Annotated in this window: 14 protein-coding genes; 5 read left to right on the top strand and 9 right to left on the bottom strand. The window is 66.8% G+C overall.

The features are described from left to right. Nucleotides 1–20 precede the first annotated feature (20 nt). Nucleotides 21–917, bottom strand: coding sequence for a LysR family transcriptional regulator (locus AC1VNY_RS08960; RefSeq protein ID WP_038382181.1), 897 nt, complete (start codon nucleotides 915–917; stop codon nucleotides 21–23). 256 nt (nucleotides 918–1,173) lie between these two features. On the opposite strand from AC1VNY_RS08960, the gene AC1VNY_RS08955 reads away from it, so the two are divergent. Genes AC1VNY_RS08955 through AC1VNY_RS08935 form a run of 5 tightly spaced genes read left to right on the top strand, consistent with a single transcriptional unit; the run spans nucleotide 1,174 to nucleotide 7,149 of the window. Beyond that, nucleotides 1,174–1,650 (top strand): formate dehydrogenase subunit gamma, encoded by a 477-nt coding sequence (locus AC1VNY_RS08955; protein WP_482404876.1) that lies wholly within the window; start codon nucleotides 1,174–1,176, stop codon nucleotides 1,648–1,650. After that, nucleotides 1,647–3,215: an NADH-ubiquinone oxidoreductase-F iron-sulfur binding region domain-containing protein gene (locus AC1VNY_RS08950; protein ID WP_482404875.1), complete on the top strand. Its 1,569-nt coding sequence runs from the start codon at nucleotides 1,647–1,649 to the stop codon at nucleotides 3,213–3,215. The genes AC1VNY_RS08955 and AC1VNY_RS08950 overlap by 4 nt, the downstream gene beginning before the upstream one ends. A 13-nt stretch (nucleotides 3,216–3,228) precedes the next feature. Continuing rightward, a complete protein-coding gene (gene fdhF, locus AC1VNY_RS08945) occupies nucleotides 3,229–6,105 on the top strand; it encodes a formate dehydrogenase subunit alpha (protein WP_482404874.1) in 2,877 nt (958 codons plus the stop codon). A 2-nt stretch (nucleotides 6,106–6,107) separates the two neighbouring features. Next, nucleotides 6,108–6,944 carry a formate dehydrogenase accessory sulfurtransferase FdhD gene (fdhD, locus tag AC1VNY_RS08940; protein WP_482404873.1) on the top strand — a complete coding sequence of 279 codons (837 nt, stop codon included), beginning with the start codon at nucleotides 6,108–6,110 and terminating at the stop codon, nucleotides 6,942–6,944. After that, the gene (locus AC1VNY_RS08935; RefSeq protein WP_028331549.1) at nucleotides 6,928–7,149 is read left to right on the top strand and encodes a formate dehydrogenase subunit delta; all 222 of its coding nucleotides are present in this window, start codon (nucleotides 6,928–6,930) and stop codon (nucleotides 7,147–7,149) included. Before fdhD ends, AC1VNY_RS08935 begins: the two co-directional genes overlap by 17 nt. Nucleotides 7,150–7,301: 152 nt before the next feature. On the opposite strand, the gene AC1VNY_RS08930 is transcribed toward AC1VNY_RS08935, so the two are convergent. From AC1VNY_RS08930 to ccmI, 8 genes are all read right to left on the bottom strand, one after another. After that, a complete protein-coding gene (locus AC1VNY_RS08930; RefSeq protein WP_482404872.1) occupies nucleotides 7,302–10,259 on the bottom strand; it encodes a bifunctional [glutamine synthetase] adenylyltransferase/[glutamine synthetase]-adenylyl-L-tyrosine phosphorylase in 2,958 nt (985 codons plus the stop codon). Further along, nucleotides 10,256–11,710 (bottom strand): sensor histidine kinase, encoded by a 1,455-nt coding sequence (locus AC1VNY_RS08925; protein ID WP_038379574.1) that lies wholly within the window; start codon nucleotides 11,708–11,710, stop codon nucleotides 10,256–10,258. The genes AC1VNY_RS08930 and AC1VNY_RS08925 overlap by 4 nt, the downstream gene beginning before the upstream one ends. Further along, the gene (locus tag AC1VNY_RS08920; protein ID WP_482404887.1) at nucleotides 11,694–12,374 is read right to left on the bottom strand and encodes a winged helix-turn-helix domain-containing protein; all 681 of its coding nucleotides are present in this window, start codon (nucleotides 12,372–12,374) and stop codon (nucleotides 11,694–11,696) included. The genes AC1VNY_RS08925 and AC1VNY_RS08920 overlap by 17 nt, the downstream gene beginning before the upstream one ends. Nucleotides 12,375–12,639: 265 nt before the next feature. Further along, a complete protein-coding gene (locus AC1VNY_RS08915) occupies nucleotides 12,640–14,226 on the bottom strand; it encodes a Do family serine endopeptidase (RefSeq protein ID WP_057020253.1) in 1,587 nt (528 codons plus the stop codon). Nucleotides 14,227–14,397: 171 nt separating this feature from the next. Next, nucleotides 14,398–14,904: a cytochrome c-type biogenesis protein gene (locus tag AC1VNY_RS08910; RefSeq protein WP_482404871.1), complete on the bottom strand. Its 507-nt coding sequence runs from the start codon at nucleotides 14,902–14,904 to the stop codon at nucleotides 14,398–14,400. Continuing rightward, the gene (locus tag AC1VNY_RS08905) at nucleotides 14,904–16,886 is read right to left on the bottom strand and encodes a heme lyase CcmF/NrfE family subunit (RefSeq protein ID WP_482404870.1); all 1,983 of its coding nucleotides are present in this window, start codon (nucleotides 16,884–16,886) and stop codon (nucleotides 14,904–14,906) included. The genes AC1VNY_RS08910 and AC1VNY_RS08905 overlap by 1 nt, the downstream gene beginning before the upstream one ends. Next, nucleotides 16,883–17,380 carry a cytochrome c maturation protein CcmE gene (ccmE, locus tag AC1VNY_RS08900; protein WP_038382192.1) on the bottom strand — a complete coding sequence of 166 codons (498 nt, stop codon included), beginning with the start codon at nucleotides 17,378–17,380 and terminating at the stop codon, nucleotides 16,883–16,885. The genes AC1VNY_RS08905 and ccmE overlap by 4 nt, the downstream gene beginning before the upstream one ends. Nucleotides 17,381–17,427: 47 nt before the next feature. Then, nucleotides 17,428–18,567 carry a c-type cytochrome biogenesis protein CcmI gene (gene ccmI / locus AC1VNY_RS08895; protein ID WP_482404869.1) on the bottom strand — a complete coding sequence of 380 codons (1,140 nt, stop codon included), beginning with the start codon at nucleotides 18,565–18,567 and terminating at the stop codon, nucleotides 17,428–17,430. Nucleotides 18,568–18,829: the final 262 nt, after the last annotated feature.

Below are 18,829 nucleotides of genomic sequence, written 5' to 3'. Positions count from 1 at the left end.
GCCGCAGGAGAATGCCGGAGCTACGCGCTCTCCAGCGTCGGCGCGACCTCGCGTGCGACCTGCACCAAGGCTGCGATCAGCGGCGTCATCGGATCGCGCTGCGGGATCACGAGGCCAATGCTGTAGTCCACGACCGGATCGATGATCGGAATGCTGCGCACGGCATCCGCAAGGCCGAGTGTCTCGGCGAGCTTGGCCGGCATCACGCTGGCCCAGCGGCCGGTCTTCACATGGGTGTAGAGCACGAGCAGCGAGTTCGACGTCAGCGTCGGCGTCGCCTCCGCGCCGACCGAGGTCAGCGCGCGATCGATGATGCGGCGGTTCTGCATGTCGGGCGTGAGCAGACAAAGCGGCACGGTGCCGACTTCCTTCCACGTCACCTGCTTGCGGTCGCCGAACATCGCATCCGGCGCCGTCAGCAAGCGATAGCTCTCATTGTAGAGCGGGATGGTGCGGACCTTGCCGATCGGCTCGTTCTCGATATAGGTCAGCCCGGCATCGACCTCGAGATTCTCGAGCAGGCCGAGCACGTCGGCCGACGTGCACGACTGGATCCGGAAACGCACATCGGGATGGCGCGCCCGGAACGGCGTGGTCAGCGAGGCCACCATGCCGAGCGCGGTCGGGATCGCCGCGATCCGGATCTCGCCCGACAGCTTGTCCTTGAGACTGTTGATCTCCTGCTTCATCGCGCGCGTATCGCCGACGATGCGCCGCGCCCAGTCCAGCGTCCGCTCCCCTTCCGGCGTGAAGCCCTGGAAGCGGGATCCGCGCTGCACCAGCATGACGCCGAGGATTTCCTCGAGTTGCTTGAGACTGGTCGACATCGTCGGCTGGGTGACGCCGCACGCCTCCGCGGCCCGGCCGAAATGCCGCTCCTTGGCCAGCGCCAGCAGAAGTTCCAGCTTGTCGATCAAGGTTCAAATCCCTTCGGAAAACGGCGCCCCAAGCGGCAGCCCAACACGTCCATAGGTAGCACGATCGGGGTGCGATCCCGAAATCCAAAGCGCCCCGGAAGTGCGTGATTCCAGAACATTATTACGATCCGGGATCGGCCCATTCGGCAACGCTATTAATCGCGTTTCGCAATCGCCGCATGAGACAGCTTTATTGATGTTTCGAAGGATTCCAACTCTCATGTGCGAAGCAAAAATCTGATCGTGAGAAGCGCTGATGACGGTGGGATACGAACCTTGGGACAAAGCGCGCGGCGCTGAAATCATCGCCGAGCATGCCGGGCTTGAAGGCGCCACGCTGGTGATCCTGCACGCGCTTCAGGAAGCCTTCGGCTACGTGCCGGAGCCTGCAATTCCGATGGTCGCGGAGGCGCTCAATCTGTCGCGCGCCGAGGTGCACGGCGTGTTCACCTTCTATCACGACTTCCGCAAGGAGCCCGCCGGACGCCACGTCCTCAAGCTCTGTCGCGCCGAGGCCTGCCAGGCCGCCGGCGGCGATGCGCTTGCGGCGCGCGCTGAGGCCAAGCTCGGCGTATCCCTGGGCAATACCACGGCGGACGAGCGCGTGACGCTGGAGCCGATCTACTGCCTTGGGCTGTGCGCCACCGCGCCCTCGGCGATGCTGGACGGCCGCGTGGTCGGCCGGCTCGACGAAGCGCGGATCGACGCGCTGGTCGCGGAGGCACAGCGATGACGATGCGAATCTACGTCCCCCGCGATGCCGCGGCCGTCGCCGTCGGCGCCGACGATGTCGCCCTCGCCTTCGCGCAGGCCGCAGCGGCGCGTGGCGCAACCATCGAGATCGTCAGGAACGGCTCGCGCGGGCTCTGCTGGCTCGAGCCGATGGTCGAGCTTACGACCGCGCAGGGCCGCATCGCATTCGGCCCGGTGACGGCGGCGGACGTCCCGTCCCTGCTCGACGCGATGGCCGGCAGCGGCCAGCACGCGCTGCGGCTTGGTGTCACGGACGAAATTCCCTGGCTCAAGCGCCAGACCCGGCTGACCTTCGCCCGCTGCGGCGTGATCGATCCGCGCTCGGTCGACGACTATCGCGCCCATGGCGGCTACAAGGGCCTGGAGCGGGCGCTGACGCTGACCTCCGACCAGATCCTCGCCGACGTCACGACGTCCGGTCTGCGCGGCCGCGGCGGCGCCGGCTTCCCCACCGGCATCAAGTGGAAGACCGTGGCGCAGGCCAGCGCCGACCGCAAATACATCGTCTGCAACGCCGACGAAGGCGACAGCGGCACCTTCGCCGACCGCATGATCATGGAAGGCGACCCCTTCGTCGTGATCGAGGGCATGACGATCGCAGGTATCACGGTAGGCGCCACCAAGGGCTACATCTACATCCGCTCGGAATATCCGCACGCGGTCGAAGCGATGAACGCGGCGATCGTGGCGGCCCGCCGCGCCGGCTTGCTCGGCAAGCGCATCGGCGGCACCAAGCATGAGTTCGATCTCGAGGTGCGCGTCGGCGCCGGCGCCTATGTCTGCGGCGAAGAAACCTCGCTGCTGGAAAGCCTCGAGGGCCGCCGCGGCATCGTGCGGGCCAAGCCGCCGCTGCCGGCGCATAAGGGCCTGTTCGGCCGCCCGAGCGTAATCAACAACGTGCTGTCGTTCGCGGCGATCCCCTTCATCCTCGACAACGGCGCCAAGGCCTACGCCGATTTCGGCATCGGCCGCTCGCGCGGCACGATGCCGATCCAGCTCGCCGGCAATATCAAATATGGCGGGCTGTTCGAGACCGCGTTCGGCGTCACGCTCGGCGAACTCGTCGACGAGATCGGCGGCGGCACCTTCAGCGGACGCGAGGTGCGCGCGGTGCAGGTCGGCGGCCCGCTCGGGGCCTACTTCCCGCGCGCGCTGTTCGACACGCCGTTCGACTATGAGGCGTTCGCCGCACGCGACGGCCTGATCGGCCATGGCGGGATCGTGGTGTTCGACGACAGCGTCGACATGGCCAAGCAGGCGCGCTTTGCGATGGAATTCTGCGCGGTCGAATCCTGCGGCAAGTGCACGCCGTGCCGGATCGGCTCGACCCGCGGCGTCGAGACCATCAACAAGATCATCAATGGCGAGCGGGTGGCGGAAAACCTCGCCGTTGTCGAAGACCTCTGCAACACCATGAAATTCGGCTCGCTGTGCGCACTCGGCGGCTTCACGCCCTATCCCGTGATGAGCGCACTGAAACACTTCCGGGAAGATTTCGGCGGAGATCTAGGTCCCGCACCGGCCCACCTGCAGGCCGCGGAATAGCAAGGAAATCACGATGTCGCTGATCCAGGAAACCGATTTCGGCACGCCCAAATCCAAATCCGAGACGATGGTCACGCTGACCATCGACGGCAATCAGATCACGGTGCCCGAGGGTACCTCGATCATGCGCGCGGCGATGGAAGCCGGCACCCAGATTCCAAAGCTCTGCGCGACCGACATGGTCGACGCCTTCGGCTCCTGCCGGCTCTGCCTCGTCGAGATCGAGGGCCGCGCCGGCACGCCCGCCTCCTGCACGACGCCGGTCATGCCCGGCCTCGTCGTGCACACCCAGAGCGATCGGCTGAAGAAGCTGCGCAAGGGCGTGATGGAGCTCTACATCTCCGACCACCCGCTGGACTGCCTGACCTGCGCCGCGAACGGCGACTGCGAATTGCAGGACATGGCGGGCGCCGTCGGCCTGCGCGACGTGCGCTACGGCTATGAGGGCGAGAACCACGTCTTCGCCAAATCGCACGGCTGCGAAAACGACAACTGGATGCCGAAGGACGAATCCAATCCGTACTTCACCTATGATCCCTCGAAGTGCATCGTCTGCTCGCGCTGCGTGCGCGCCTGCGAGGAAGTACAAGGCACCTTCGCGCTGACGATCTCCGGCCGCGGCTTCGACAGCCGCGTCTCGCCTGGCATGAACGAAAGCTTCCTCGGCTCGGAATGCGTGTCCTGCGGCGCCTGCGTGCAGGCCTGCCCGACCGCGACGCTGACCGAGAAATCCGTGATCGAGATCGGCCAGCCCGAACACTCGGTCGTCACCACCTGCGCCTATTGCGGCGTCGGCTGCGCCTTCAAGGCCGAGATGCGCGGCGAGGAAGTGGTGCGGATGGTGCCGTGGAAGGACGGCAAGGCCAATCGCGGCCATTCCTGCGTCAAGGGCCGCTTCGCCTGGGGCTACACCACCCACAAGGAGCGCATCCTGAAGCCGATGATCCGCGAGCGGATCGAGGATCCCTGGCAGGAAGTGTCGTGGGACGAGGCGCTGAATTTCGCCGCCGCGAAATTCAAGGGCATCCAGCAGAAATACGGCCGCGACGCGGTCGGCGGCATCACCTCGTCACGCTGCACCAATGAAGAAACCTATCTGGTGCAGAAGCTGATCCGCGCCGGCTTCGGCAACAACAATGTCGACACCTGCGCCCGCGTCTGCCATTCGCCGACCGGCTACGGTCTGTCGCAAACCTTTGGGACGTCGGCGGGTACGCAGGATTTCGACTCGGTGGAGGACACCGACGTCGTGCTGATCATCGGCGCCAATCCTGCCTCGGCCCATCCGGTGTTCGCCTCGCGGCTGAAGAAGCGGCTGCGCCAGGGCGCCAGGCTGATCGTGATCGATCCGCGCCGCACCGAGATGGTGGAATCGCCGCATGTGAAGGCGCTGCATCTGCCGCTGATGCCCGGCACGAACGTCGCCGTGCTGACCGCGCTGGCCCATGTCATCGTCACCGAAGGGCTCGTCGACGAGGCCTTCGTGCGCGAGCGCTGCGACTGGAGCGAGTTCGAGGACTGGGCAACCTTCGTCGCCCAGGACAAGCACAGCCCGGAAGCCACCGCGATCATGACCGGCGTCGATCCGAAGGCGCTGCGCGAGGCGGCGCGGGTCTATGCTACCGGCGGCAACGGCGCAATCTATTACGGGCTCGGCGTCACCGAGCACAGCCAGGGCTCGACCACGGTGATCGCGATCGCCAACCTCGCGATGGCGACCGGCAATATCGGCCGGCCCGGCGTCGGCGTGAACCCGCTGCGCGGCCAGAACAACGTGCAGGGTTCCTGCGACATGGGCTCGTTCCCGCACGAGCTGCCGGGCTACCGCCACATCGCCGGCGATGCGGTGCGCGAGCAGTTCGAGGCGATGTGGAACGTCAAGCTCAACAACGAGCCGGGCCTGCGCATCCCGAACATGTTCGACGCCGCGATCGAAGGCAGCTTCATGGGGCTCTACGTGCAGGGCGAGGACATCCTGCAGTCCGACCCGAACACCAAGCACGTGGTGGCGGCGCTGTCGGCGATGGAATGCGTGATCGTCCACGATCTCTTCCTGAACGAGACCGCGAACTACGCCCACGTCTTCCTGCCCGGCTCGACCTTTCTCGAGAAGGACGGCACCTTCACCAATGCCGAACGCCGCATCCAGCGCGTCCGCAAGGTGATGACGCCGCTCAACGGCTATGCCGACTGGGAAGTGACGATCATGCTCGGCAAGGCGATGGGTTTTGAGATGAACTACGTCCATCCATCCGAGATCATGGACGAGATCGCCGCGCTGACGCCGACCTTCGCGGGCGTCTCCTATGCCAGGCTCGACGAGCTCGGCTCGGTGCAGTGGCCCTGCAACGAAAAGGCGCCGGAAGGCACGCCCGTGATGCATATCGGCGGCTTCGTGCGCGGCAAGGGCAAGTTTATCCTCACCGAATACATCGCGACCGACGAGCGCACCGGCCCGCGCTATCCGCTGCTGCTCACCACCGGCCGCATCCTCAGCCAGTACAATGTCGGCGCGCAGACCCGCCGCACCGAGAACGTGGTGTGGCACGCCGAGGACCGGCTGGAAATCCATCCGCATGACGCCGAGCAGCGCGGCGTGCGCGACGGCGACTGGGTGCGGCTGGCGAGCCGCGCCGGCGAGACCACGCTGCGCGCCGAGATCACCGACCGCGTGGCGCCGGGCGTGGTCTACACCACGTTCCACCACCCGGACACCCAGGCCAACGTCATCACGACCGACTTCTCCGACTGGGCCACCAACTGTCCGGAGTACAAGGTCACCGCCGTGCAGATCTCGCCGTCGAACGGTCCGTCCGACTGGCAGAAGGCCTATGACGAGCAGGCACGCCACTCCCGCCGCATTGCGCCGGTGGTGGAAGCCGCGGAGTAACGATGCGCGAGCCCGTCTATCAGGCGAACCGGAAGGTCTGGCGCAACGGCGTCTTCAGTGACGGCGCGCGCCTGATCCCGGAGGAGACGCCGCTCGCGCTGACCTATAATGGCGGCACCTACGCCGTGATGATGGGCTCGCCCGAGGACCTCGGCGATTTCGCCGTGGGCTTCAGCCTGAGCGAAGGCATCGTGCAATCGGCCGACGAGATCGAGACCCTCGATATCGTCGAGCTCGATGACGGCATCGAGCTTCGGATGTGGCTCAGGCCTGACAGGGCCGAGCGGATCGCCGAGCGGCGGCGCAACATCGCCGGCCCGACCGGCTGCGGCCTGTGTGGACTTGATTCCATCAGCGAGGCGGTCCGGCCGGCCGCGGTGGTGCGCGCAGGTCGCGTCTTCGCGCCGCGCGAGATCATGGCGGCGATGGCGGCGGTCGCGCCGCTGCAGGAGATCAACCACCAGACGCGCGCCGTGCACGCCGCGGCGTTCTGGACGGGTGGGCGCGGCATCGTGGCGCTGCGCGAGGATGTCGGCCGCCACAATGCGCTCGACAAGCTCGCCGGCGCGCTGGCCCGCGACAAGGTCGCAGCCAGCGACGGAATGGTGCTGCTGACCAGCCGCGTTTCGGTCGAAATGGTGCAGAAGACCGCCGCGATCGGCGCGCCGCTGATCGCCGCGGTGTCGGCGCCGACCGCGCTCGCGGTGCGGATGGCGGATGCCGCCGGCATCACGCTCGCCGCGATCGCTCGCGCCGATGGATTTGAAATCTTTACGCATCCGGAACGCGTCACAGGCGCGGTGGCCGGCAAGGAGTCCGCTTATGTCGTCGTCGCCTGACAAACTGGTCTATATGGCGAACCAGATCGGAAAATTCTTCCAGAGCCAGGGGCGCGATCGCGCCGTGCAGGGCATTTCCGAGCACATCTGGAAGTTCTGGGACCCGCGGATGCGCAAGCAGATTTTCGCCCATCTCGACGCCGGCGGCACCGGCCTCGATCCCGACGTCCGCGATGCCTTGCAGAAGCTGAAGCAGCAGGCGTAGCGAGCTCAACTCTGCACCGCGCTCTCTCACCGTCACCCTGAGGAGGCCGCAAAGCGGCCGTCTCGAAGGGCGACGGGCACGAGCGTGGCCGTGCATCCTTCGAGACGCGCTACGCGCTCCTCAGGATGACGGGATTGAGATCATAGCTTCCCCTAACCCACGATCGTGTTGAAGACGCGGCGCACCTCGCCCTGAGTCTCGCGCAGGCGCGCTTCCAGCGCGGAGAAGTCCGGCGTGTCACCTGCCCGCGCCATCACGCGCAGCAGGTCTTCGCCCGCGGTCTCCGGATTGAACTTGCCGGTGACGCAGAGCCGCAGGATCTGCGTCAGGTCATGATAGAGCCGCGCCGCCGAGCGCAGGACCTCGGCCTCGGACTGGCCGAGCAGGCCGAGCTTGGCGGCATTGTCGAGCACCTGCAGCGTGGAGACGCTGAGAATTTCCGACTTCACCGAGGCATGCGCGAGCTGGAGATATTGCGCGATGAAATCGATGTCGACGAGCCCGCCGGCGGCGAGCTTGAGATCCCAGACATCGTCCTCGCCCTTCTCCAGCGCGATCGCGCGCCGCATGTCGGCAACGTCGGCCGCGGTCGACGCCGCATCGCGCGGCCGGGTCAGCACGCTGCGGATGATCGCTTCGATCTTCTCGCGGAACTCCGGCGACGACGAGATCACGCGGGCGCGCGTCAGCGCCATGTGCTCCCAGGTCCACGCCTCGCGCTCCTGGTAGTCGGCAAATGAGTCGATCCGCGATGCGACCGGTCCGGCGCGCCCCGACGGGCGCAGCCGCATGTCGACCTCGTAGAGCACGCCGTAATTGGTCCGGGTCGTGAAGGCGCTGATCAGGCGCTGGGTGAAGCGGGCAAAATACTGCGCGCCGTGCAGCGAGCGCTCGCCGTCGGAATCCGGCGCCTCGCTGTCGAAATCGTACAGCAGGATCAAATCGAGGTCGGAGGACGCCGTCATCTCGCGGCTGCCGAGCCGGCCCATCGCGACAATCGCGGTCTCCTGCTCCTTGATCCGGCCATATTGCGCGGCGAACTGGTCGGTGACGAGGCCGTGCACGGTGTGGACGATGCCCTCGGCCACATCGGCAAAGGCGGTGCTGGCGTGCTGCGCCGACACCGTGCCGGACAGGATCCGCGTGCCGATCAGGAACAGGCTCTCCTGGCCGAACAATCGCAGACGATCGAGGAAATCCTCGTAAGACGACGCATCCTGCAGCGTGGCGGCCAGCCGCTCCGACAATTCCTTCTTGTCCGGCATCGCGCCGAAGAAGCGCGGATCGACCAGGCCGTCCATGATCTGCGGCTGCCGCGCCAGCATGTCGCCGAGCCGCGGTGCCGCGCCGAGGATCAGTGCCACCAGCGCGACGAAGTCGCGGTTCTGGCTGAGCAGCGAGATCAGCCGCCCGCCCCGTTGCAGCGCGCCGAGGAAACGGTCGAACGCCGCCACCGCATCATCAGGCTCCTCGGCATTCGCGAGGCCGTCGATCAGGCCGGGGATGAATTCGAGGAACGCGGCGCGCGTCGCCTCGACGCGCAGCGCGCGATAGTCGCCCCCGATCCATTGCTGCACGGTGCCGGCAACCGCAATGGGCTTCTTGAAGCCGAGATTGGCGAGATGCTCGATCAGGCGGGCATCCTCGGGCCCGGCGCCATAGTCGATATCCGGCAGCTTCGCAGTGCCGGTCGGATCGTCGCCCTCGAACAGCTTGCCGTAATGGTTCTGCACGATCTTGAGCTGGCCGAGCAAATCCCTGGCGAAGGCCTCGCGATTCTCGTAGCCGAAGAAATGCGCAAAGCGCTCGACATCCTCAGGCGCTTCGGGCAGCGAATGGGTCTGCTCGTCGGCGATCATCTGCAGCCGGTGCTCGACCCGGCGCAGGAATTCGTAGGCCGTCGTCAGTTCGTCGCGCGCTTCAAAGGTGATCCAGTTGCTGTTGGCGAGCACGTTGAGCGCCTCCAGCGTCGGCCGCACCCGCAACTCCGGATGGCGGCCGCCGGCGATCAGCTGCTGGGTCTGGGCGAAGAACTCGATCTCGCGGATGCCGCCGCGGCCGACCTTGACGTTATGGCCCTCGACCGAGATCTCGCTCTGGCCGCGATAGGTCTGCATCTGCCGCTTCATGTCGTGGACATCGGCCAGCGCGGCAAAATCCAGATGCTTGCGCCAGACGAAGGGCGCGAGCTCGGCGATCAGCGCCTCGCCGGCCTTGGGATCGCCGGCGCAGGGCCGCGCCTTGATCATCGCGGCGCGCTCCCAGGTGCGCCCCTCGCGCTCGTAATAATGCAGCGCCGCGTCGGTCGAGATCGCGACCTGGGTCGAGGCCGGGTCCGGCCGCAGCCTGAGATCGACCCGGAACACGTAGCCGTCGCCCGAGCGCTGCTGCAGCATCCGCGCCATCGCCTGGGTGACGCGCACGAAGAACGGCTGCGGCTCGATGTCCTCGGCGAGCGAGGTGGCCGCGCGATCGAAGAACACGATCAGGTCGATGTCGCTGGAATAATTCAGCTCGCCGGCCCCCATCTTGCCCATCGCGAGCACGATCAGGCCCGAGCCTGCCTCGGGGTGATCGGGATCGGCGGCGGTCATCCGGCCGCGGGCCACTTCCTGCCGGAACAAATATCGCAGCGCCGATTGCACCGAATTCACCGCGATGTCGGTCAGCGCCGCCGTCACCCGCATCACCGGCCAAACGCCGCCGATGTCGCACAGCGCGATCATCAGCGCAGCCTCCGCCTTCATGCGGCGAAGCAGAACCATCACGTCGGCCTCGCTGCCGGCGGCGAGCACCTCGCGCGACGTCGTCTCGATCAGGCCGGCAAGATGCGACTCCGGGTCGCATGACAGGATCCGGATCAGCCGCGCGGCGTCGGCGCGGGCGAGCTCGAACAAATAGGGCGAGAACTCGGCGATGCCGCGCAGGATGTCCCGTGCGAACGGATGTTCGAGCAACGCATTGAGCGCGGCCGATTGCGCCGGCTCGAGCTCGGCGAACCAGTCGGTCAGGCGCTGATCGGCGGATACGGGCGCGGCGACACGCGGTCCGTCCGCGAACCGCGCGGCCAGACGATGTCGATCCGCGTTTCCCGGCGCGGCGGCATTCATGCCGCCTTCTGTGGCACATCCTGCGTTTGAGCCGCAAGCCTGTCACTGCCGCCCGCCCGCGCCGGCAACACCAGGGTGGCGACCAGCCCCGGATGGGCATCGCCGAGCCTGAGCTCGCCGCCATGAAGCGTGGCGACCGCCGAGGCCAGGCTGAGGCCGAGACCGGAACCGGGTAAGGTGCGGCTCGCCTCGAGCCGGACGAAGCGCTCGACCGCGTGCTTGCGGTCGGCCTCGGGAATGCCCGGGCCGTGGTCGGTGACGCTGAGCAGGACCTGGTCGCCCTCGCGCCGCGCCTCGATCAGGATCTCCCGCGCATCCGCATTGAGCGGCTGCACGCTGGCGTCGGGCTTGCCGTATTTGATGGCATTCTCGACCAGGTTGGCGACCGCCTGGCTGATCAATTCGCGGTTGCCGTGAATCGGCGCCGGCACGGTCTTCACCTGCAGCGTCATGCCGTCGTCCTCGGCCAGCGGCTCGTACAGTTCGTGGATGCCGTTGGCGACATCGGCACCGTCGAAATCGTCCATGTTGCCGCGTGCCTGGCCTGACTCGGCACGCGCGATCATCAACAGGGCGTTGAAGGTGCGGATCAGCCCGTCGGACTCCTCGATGGTCCGCTCCAGCGCCGCGCGATAGTCGGCCTCGCAGCCCGACCGCGCCAGCGCCTCCTCGGCGCGGTTGCGCAGCCGCGTCAGCGGCGTCTTGAGGTCATGGGCGATGTTGTCGGAGACCTCCTTCAGCCCCGTCATCAGCGCCTCGATGCGCTCGAGCATGGCGTTGAGATTTTCCGCCAGGCGATCGAGCTCGTCGCCGCTGCGGCCGACCGGCAGCCGGCCGGACAGATCGCCGGCCATGATGCGCTTGGTGGTTCCGGTCATGGCGTCGATCCGGTGCAGCACGCGGCGGGCGACAAAGATACCGCCGCCGATGCCGAGCACGACGACGACGAGGATCGACCATTGCGCGGCCTTGGCGACGATGCCGAACAGCCGCCGCCGTTCCTCGAGGTCGCGCCCGACCAGCAGACGGAAGCCGTTGTCCATCTGGGTGACCCGCACCAGCGCGCGGTGATCGGTCTTGTCCTGGTCGTCGAGCCGGCGATAGGCGGTCTCCGTCCAGCCCTGCGTGCTCATCACGCCCGGCGCCAGCGCGCCGACATTGCCGGCGAGCATCTGCCCGTTCGGCGCCGTCACCAGATAGAGGTTGGCGCCCGGCCGCAGCGCACGATTGCCCATGGTGCCCAGCAGGCCGCGCAGGCCGCGGCGGTTGTAGATGTCGGTGATCTCGCTGATCTCGACGTTGACCGTCGTCGTGATCTGCTCGGTGATCAGCCGCCGCGTGTTCCAGGCGAAGTAAGCCAGCAGCGAGGCGGCGAACAGCGCGAACAGGAACAGGTAGACCAGCGTCAGCCGAAACGCCGTGGTCCGGATCAGTTTACCGAATGCCGTCACGGATCATATACCCCGCGCCGCGGATGGTATGCAGCAGCGGCCGCTCAAAACCCTTGTCGATCTTGGAGCGCAGCCGCGAGATGTGGACGTCGATGACGTTGGTCTGCGGATCGAAATGATAGTCCCAGACATTCTCGAGCAGCATGGTGCGCGTCACCACCTGCCCGGCATGCCTCATGAGATATTCGAGCAGGCGGAACTCGCGCGGCTGCAAGGTCAACTCGTCCTTGCCGCGGGCGACGCGATGGGACAGCCGATCGAGCTCGAGGTCGCCGACCCGGTAAGTCGTCTCCTCGGCCGGGCCGACATTGCGCCGCGACAGCACCTCGACGCGCGCGAGCAGCTCGGCGAAGGAATAGGGTTTCGGCAGGTAGTCGTCGCCTCCGGCGCGCAGGCCCTTGATGCGGTCATCGACCTGGCCGAGCGCCGAGAGGATCAGCACCGGCGTCCGGTTGCCCTTGTCGCGCAGGCTGCCGATCAGCGACAGGCCGTCACGCTTCGGCAGCATGCGATCCACAACCAGCACGTCATAGTCGCCGGTCTCGGCCATCGACAGCCCTTCCTCGCCATCGGAGGCGAGATCGGCGATGTAGCCGACTTCGCGGAATGCCTTGACCAGATAGTCGGCTGACTCACGGTCGTCTTCGATGATCAGGATGCGCATTTGCGGAGCGATTGCGGTCACGGGAATTGGCCCTCTGTCAGCATGACGCGGCCGGCCTGCACATGCAAGACGACCGCGCATATTCTCGATTGCTTGGAAAAAGTGGGCGGTGAAGCTGGGGGACCTCACCGCCCTGAGACCTTCCGACAGAGGGGGGCATATTCCATCGAAAGGCAACGTAGGGAGCGAGCAAGGGGCCCGCCCCCCGGAAAGCGCCGTCGGCGGGGGCGACTGATGCCGGCGACGCCTTCCAACTCATAGATAGTTATCCCTTCGCCAGCGGCACTGCCACAAAGCGCGACGAACCGCCGCTCTTCACGCGCATGAGAACGCTGTTCTTGCTGTCATTGCGCGCCGCGGTGATCGCATCACGCACTTCACCGGCGGTGCCGACGGACTTGCCGGCGACCTCGAGGATCACGTCGCCTTCCTTGAAGCCCCGCTCAGCGGCAGCACTCTTGGGATCGACTTCGGTCACGACCACGCCATCCTTGCCGGCGCCGGCCACGCTGTTGGCGGGCGCGACGGTGAGGCCGAGCTTCGGCACGTCGGTGCCGCGGGACGAATTGCCCTTGTCGCTCTTGTCGGTGTCAGCCTTGGCTTCCAGGTTGTTCGGCAGCTGGCCGAGCGTGAGGTTGACGGTCTTGTCCTGACCCTTGTGCAGCACGTTCAGCTTCACGGCGTTGCCGGGCGCGAGGCCACCGATGGTGCGGGCGAGCTCGCGCGCATCCTTCACCGGCTCGCCGTTGACGGCGGTGATGACGTCACCGGATTCGATGCCGGCCTTGGCCGCGGGGCCGTTGGCCTGCGGTTCGGCAACCAGCGCGCCTTCGGCCTTCTTCATGCCGAGGCTGTCGGCGATGTCGGAGGTCACCGGCTGGATCTGGACGCCGATCCAGCCACGGCTGACCGCGCCCTTGTCCTTCAGCTGGGCGACGACGCTCTTGACGGTCTGGGCCGGGATCGAGAACGCGATGCCGACGCTGCCGCCGGACGGCGAGTAGATCGCCGTGTTGACGCCCATCACCTCACCGGACACGTCGAATGCCGGGCCACCCGAATTGCCCTTGTTCACGGGCGCATCGATCTGGATGAAATCGTCATAAGGGCCGTTGCCGATGTCGCGGCCGGAGGCCGAGACGATGCCCGCGGTCACGGTGCCGCCGAGGCCGAACGGATTGCCGACCGCCAGCACCCAGTCGCCGATGCGCGGCTTGGTTTCGGACAGCTTGGCGAACTGGAAGTTGGAGCCACCCTCGACCTTGATCAGCGCGAGGTCGGTGCGCGGATCGGTGCCGATCACCTTGGCGGAATAGGTCTTGCCGTCGTCGGTGGTGACTTCGACCTTGTCGGCGCCGTCGACGACGTGATTGTTGGTCACGGCAAAGCCGTCAGCCGAGATGAAGAAGCCGGAGCCCTGGCCCGTCACCACGCCACCGCCACGCGGTCCACCGCGCAGGCCCGGGGGCAAGCCATCCGGACCGCCGAAGCGGCGGAAGAAGCGCTCCATCGGCGAACCCGGCTGGAACGGCGAATCGTCATTGTTGTTGCTGTCATCCTTCGCGACCTTCTCGCGAATGTTGACCTTGACCGAGATCACCGACGGCTTCACGCGCTCGACGATGTCGGCAAACCCGACCGGCTGCTGAACCTTCTTGACCTCGTTATTGACCTGCGCATGCGCGGGCGTCGTGAACAGGTCGGCGGGGTTGTGCGAGGGGCTGAAGCCGTAGGTGGCGGCACCGAGGCCGGCCACGACCGACGCCATCAGCGCGAGTTTGCGGGCAGAGAACAGCGAGCGCTTCGGCGCCTTGTAGGACGGAAGGGTCGAGAGGTCGGGACGGTCGGTCATGTCTTGAAATCTCCAGGGCCAGAATCATTGGTGCCGGGGGCGAGCACCTGATGGGTCTGAACATGGGGTCATCAGCCTTACAGCGCGCTGGCTGCGGAATTAAACTTTGGTAATTGAGCAGGCCACCGCTGCGGCAGAATAGCGCAGGTAAATAAAGGACTTAAAAGGGAACTAAAGCGGCTTGTCCGGCGCGGATTCCGCCGTCAGCAGGCGTTTCAGGCGCGCCTGCTCGTCGGACGTCAGTCCGGCGGCGGAATCGCCCCCGCCCGCGGCCGGATTTGCCTTGCGCCGTCCGAGGCGCCAGAGCGCAAAACCGCCCAGCAGAAGCGCCAGCGGCGGGGTCAGCCACAGCAGCAGCGTGTGCTCGTTGAGGCGCGGCTTGAGCAGCACGAATTCGCCGTAGCGGGCCACCAGGAAATCGATCACCTGGCGGTCGCTGTCGCCGGCCGAGATGCGTTCACGCACCAAAAGACGGAGGTCGCGCGCCAGCGGCGCCTCCGAATCGTCGATCGACTGGTTCTGGCAGACCATGCAGCGCAGCTCTTTGGAGAGCTCGCGCGCCCTCGCCTCCTTGGCCGGATCCGCCATGATCTCGTCGGGCAGCACGGCCCCGGCCGGCATCGCGCCGAGCATCAGGGCCGTCGCAAGCACGGCGGCTGCAAGCGCGCGCGACCGCATCACTCGGCCGCCTGCAATGCGCGCGCCGCTTTCGCGGGCTTCGGCGCGCCGACCCGCAAGCGGCGGTCGGACAGCGACAGCATGCCGCCGAACGCCATCAGCATCGGTCCCCACCAGATCATCAGCACCAGTGGCTTGTGATAGATGCGCACCGCGATCGCGCCGTCGGCCGAGGTATCGCCGAGCGAGATGTAGAGCTGGCTTGCGCCGCGCGTCATCAGCGCGGCCTCGGTCGTCGAGGCGCCGCGCGTCGTGAAGTTGCGCTTCGAGGGCGTCATCACGCTGACCTTCTCGCCGTCACGCGTCACGGTGAATTGCGCGACCATCTCGCGGAAGTTCGGCCCCTGCCGCGGGTTCAGGCCGTCGAGCCGCAACTGGTAGCCGGCGACGCGGGCGACGTCGTCCGGCTTCATCGCGCCGATATATTCGCTGTTCCAGGTGGTCTCGCAGACGATCCCGATCAGCGCGACGCCGAGACCGGCATGCGCAAACACAGTCCCCCAGGTCGCGCGCGGCAGGCCGCGCGCCCGGCGCAGCGAGAGCGACAGCGGAATCCGGAACAGCGCGATGCGCTCGGCGAGATCGCACAGCGCGCCCATGATCACGAACACCGCAAGCGCAATCGCGAGCGGCGCCAAGGTCGCGCCGCCATAGGTCCACGCCAACACCAGCGCCATCGCAACCAGCGCGACGATGCCGGCCACCATCAGCCGCTGCGCCGCGCCGAGCAGATCGCCGCGCTTCCAGGCCAGCAGCGGCCCGAACGGCACCGCGAGCAGCAGCGGCACGAACAGCGGCGCGAAGGTGAAATTGAAGAACGGCGCGCCGACCGAGATCTTCTCGCCGGTCAGCACCTCGAGTGCCAGCGGATACAGCGTGCCGATGAACACGGTCGCGCAGGCGGTGGTGAGCAGCAGATTGTTGAGCACCAGCGCGCCCTCGCGCGAGATCGGCGCGAACAGCCCGCCCTGCTTCAGCGCCGGCGCGCGCCAGGCGTACAGCGACAGGCTGCCGCCGATGAAGACGAACAGGATCAGCAGGATGAACACGCCGCGTGTCGGATCGGTCGCGAAGGCGTGGACCGAGGTCAGCACGCCGGAGCGCACCAGGAAGGTGCCGAGCAGCGACAGCGAGAAGGTCAGGATCGACAGCAGGACGGTCCAGACCTTGAGCGCGTTGCGCTTCTCCATCACCAGCGCCGAATGCAGCAGCGCGGTGCCGGCAAGCCACGGCATCAGCGAGGCGTTCTCGACCGGATCCCAGAACCACCAGCCGCCCCAGCCGAGCTCGTAGTAGGCCCAGTAGGAGCCCATCGCGATGCCGAGCGTCAGGAAGATCCACGCCATCAGCGTCCACGGCCGCACCCAGCGCGCCCAGGCGGCGTCGATCCGTCCTTCCAGCAGCGCCGCCACCGCGAACGAGAACGAGATCGAGAAGCCGACATAGCCGAGATAGAGCATCGGCGGATGCACGGCGAGGCCGATATCCTGCAGCACCGGATTGAGGTCGCGGCCTTCCAGCGGCGGATTGGCGATGCGCAGGAACGGGTTCGAGGTGATCAGGATGAACAGATAGAACGCGCTGGCGACCCAGGCCTGCACCGCCAGCACATGCGCACGCAGCGACAGCGGCAGATTGTTGCCGAAGGCTGCGACGAGGCCGCCGAACAGCGCCAGGATCGACACCCACAGCAGCATCGATCCTTCATGGTTTCCCCACACGCCGGTGATCTTGTATAGCAGCGGCTTCAGCGAATGCGAATTCTCGTAGACATTGGCGACCGAGAAATCCGAGGTGACGTGCAGCGTCACCAGCGCCGCGAACGACGCCGCGACGAACAGCAATTGGGCGAGCGCGGTCGAACGCGCGACGTTCATCAGCGCCGCATCGCGCCAGCGCGCGCCGACGATCGGCACGATGGACTGGATCAGCGCCAGCCCAAGCGCGAGCACCAGGGCGTAATGTCCACTTTCGGCAATCACCGCACGGCTCCCTGGGTCGGCGCCGCGGAGGCGCTCGGCGTATTGCTTGATTTGGCACCGTAATCGTCCTTCCAGTGGCCCTGCTTCTTCAAGGCGTCGGCGACGTCCTTCGGCATGTAGGTCTCGTCATGCTTGGCGAGCACGGTGTCGGCGCGGAACACGCCGTTCGCGTCGAGCGCGCCTTCGGCAACCACGCCCTGCCCCTCGCGGAACAGATCCGGCAGGATGCCCTTGTAGGCGACCGGCAGCGTCGCGCCGCCGTCACCAACGGTGAAGGTCACGGCGAGATTGTCGCCGCGCTTGAGCGAGCCCTGTTCCACCAGGCCGCCGAGCCGGAAACGCTTACCCGGACCAAGATGCTTTTCGGCGACCATCGACGGCGTCGAGAAGAACACGATGGAATCGCGCAGCGCGTTCAGCACCAGGCCCGCGGCGATCGCAAGCACGACGAGCGCGCAGCCGATCAGTGTCAAACGCCGTTGCTTCCTGGTCATGTTCCATCCTTGCGCATGACATTCTCCGCACTTTTCGGCGTCATGCGTTATCCATCCAGCCCGAGATTCTTCAGCCCCTCATTGAGCTGACGCAACCGGTCGGCATCGTTGCCGACCGCCTGACGGGCATCCGCGAGCGCGCTCATTGCCTTGTCGCGCTCGCCCATCACGAGATAGGCGCGGACCAGCCGCAGCCAGCCCTCGACGTCGTCGCCATTGGTCTTCAGCCGCGTCGCCAGCCGATCGACCATGCCTTTGATCATGGTGCCGCGGTCGGCCTCGCTCATGTCCCTGGCCGCAGCCACCGCACTGTCCGGCAGCGCCGGTGCGCTGACGCCACCGGGTGCGCTGACGCCGCCGGGCACGCTGCCGCCGACCCGGACCAGCGCAGCCTGCACCAGCGGCCGCCACGGCGCGTCCCCCGGGCCCTTCGCCAGCATCTTCTGCCAGAGCGCCGCGGCGTCGGCCTTGCGGCCGTCCTGCTCGGCGGCAAGGCCGAGGAAATAGTTCGCCTTGGCATCGTCGCCGTTCAGCGCGACCGCGCGCTCGAATTCCGCCTTGGCGTCCGCGGTGACGACGCCGCCGGCAGTCCCCATCATCGCCTCGCCGAGATCGGCGCGGCGATCGGCGCTGTCGCCGGCATAGGTGATGGCGTTGCGATAGGCGCGGACGGCGTCATCGTAGCGGCCGAGGCGCGACAGCACCGGGGCCAGCACCGTCCAGCCGCGGCCGTCGGTCGGGTTCTTTTCGAGATGCGCCTCGACCTGGGCAACCAGATTGGCGAGTGGCTGGTTGGCGTCGGCCACCCGGCCGCGCTCGGCGAGCGGAAAGTCACCGAGGCGTGGCGAGCCGAGCGCGAGATAGAAGCTCGAGGCAATCACCGGCAATCCGACCAGGCCGACGATCGCGGCAGTGCGCCGCAGATTGAGGCTGCCCTGCACCGGGGCCTCACGTCCGCTCTGATCGGCGGCGGCCAGCAGCCGGCGGCTGATCTCGACCCGCGCGGCATCGGCCTCGGCGGCGCCGATGATGCCGGCGGCCATGTCGCGGTCGATTTCGGCGAGCTGGTCGCGGTAGACCACGACCTCGCTGCCGCCGGTATCCGCGCGCCCGCGGCGGCTGAGCGGCCACAGCACGGCAAAGATCGCCGCGACCGTCATCAGCGCGAACACAAACCACAGCGTCATCAAGCGGTTCCCGGATGGAACGGCGGCTTCCGGCAAGCCGCCTTAGAATCGCTTTACACTACCGGCGGCGAGCCCGGCAATTGACAATTGCTGGATCGACCGAAGGTCGAAATCAGCCGGTTTCCGGTGCCGTTCCGGCGGTATTGCAACGGCATTTCCGGGCGAAGGCGCGCGCGACCAAAATATCGAAAACAACCCCATGCACAGTAGCCGGCTTCCGCCGGTACTCGATCGACGCTTGACACGTCGGGCAACTCAGTGC

It is taken from the genome of Bradyrhizobium ferriligni (assembly GCF_056837965.1).
Note: the sequence above shows the minus strand (reverse complement) of the source record. Positions and strands in the feature narration are given on the sequence as shown.

What these genes read in the sequence shown, in the direction of transcription:
- AC1VNY_RS08955 (WP_482404876.1), top strand. Translation starts at nt 1,174, where the DNA reads ATGACGGTGGGATACGAACCTTGGGACAAAGCGCGCGGCGCTGAAATC.
- AC1VNY_RS08950 (WP_482404875.1), top strand. Translation starts at nt 1,647, where the DNA reads ATGACGATGCGAATCTACGTCCCCCGCGATGCCGCGGCCGTCGCCGTC.
- fdhF (WP_482404874.1), top strand. Translation starts at nt 3,229, where the DNA reads ATGTCGCTGATCCAGGAAACCGATTTCGGCACGCCCAAATCCAAATCC.
- fdhD (WP_482404873.1), top strand. Translation starts at nt 6,108, where the DNA reads ATGCGCGAGCCCGTCTATCAGGCGAACCGGAAGGTCTGGCGCAACGGC.
- AC1VNY_RS08935 (WP_028331549.1), top strand. Translation starts at nt 6,928, where the DNA reads ATGTCGTCGTCGCCTGACAAACTGGTCTATATGGCGAACCAGATCGGA.
- AC1VNY_RS08930 (WP_482404872.1), bottom strand. Translation starts at nt 10,259, where the DNA reads ATGAATGCCGCCGCGCCGGGAAACGCGGATCGACATCGTCTGGCCGCG.
- AC1VNY_RS08920 (WP_482404887.1), bottom strand. Translation starts at nt 12,374, where the DNA reads ATGCGCATCCTGATCATCGAAGACGACCGTGAGTCAGCCGACTATCTG.
- AC1VNY_RS08915 (WP_057020253.1), bottom strand. Translation starts at nt 14,226, where the DNA reads ATGACCGACCGTCCCGACCTCTCGACCCTTCCGTCCTACAAGGCGCCG.
- AC1VNY_RS08910 (WP_482404871.1), bottom strand. Translation starts at nt 14,904, where the DNA reads ATGCGGTCGCGCGCGCTTGCAGCCGCCGTGCTTGCGACGGCCCTGATG.
- ccmE (WP_038382192.1), bottom strand. Translation starts at nt 17,380, where the DNA reads ATGACCAGGAAGCAACGGCGTTTGACACTGATCGGCTGCGCGCTCGTC.
- ccmI (WP_482404869.1), bottom strand. Translation starts at nt 18,567, where the DNA reads ATGACGCTGTGGTTTGTGTTCGCGCTGATGACGGTCGCGGCGATCTTT.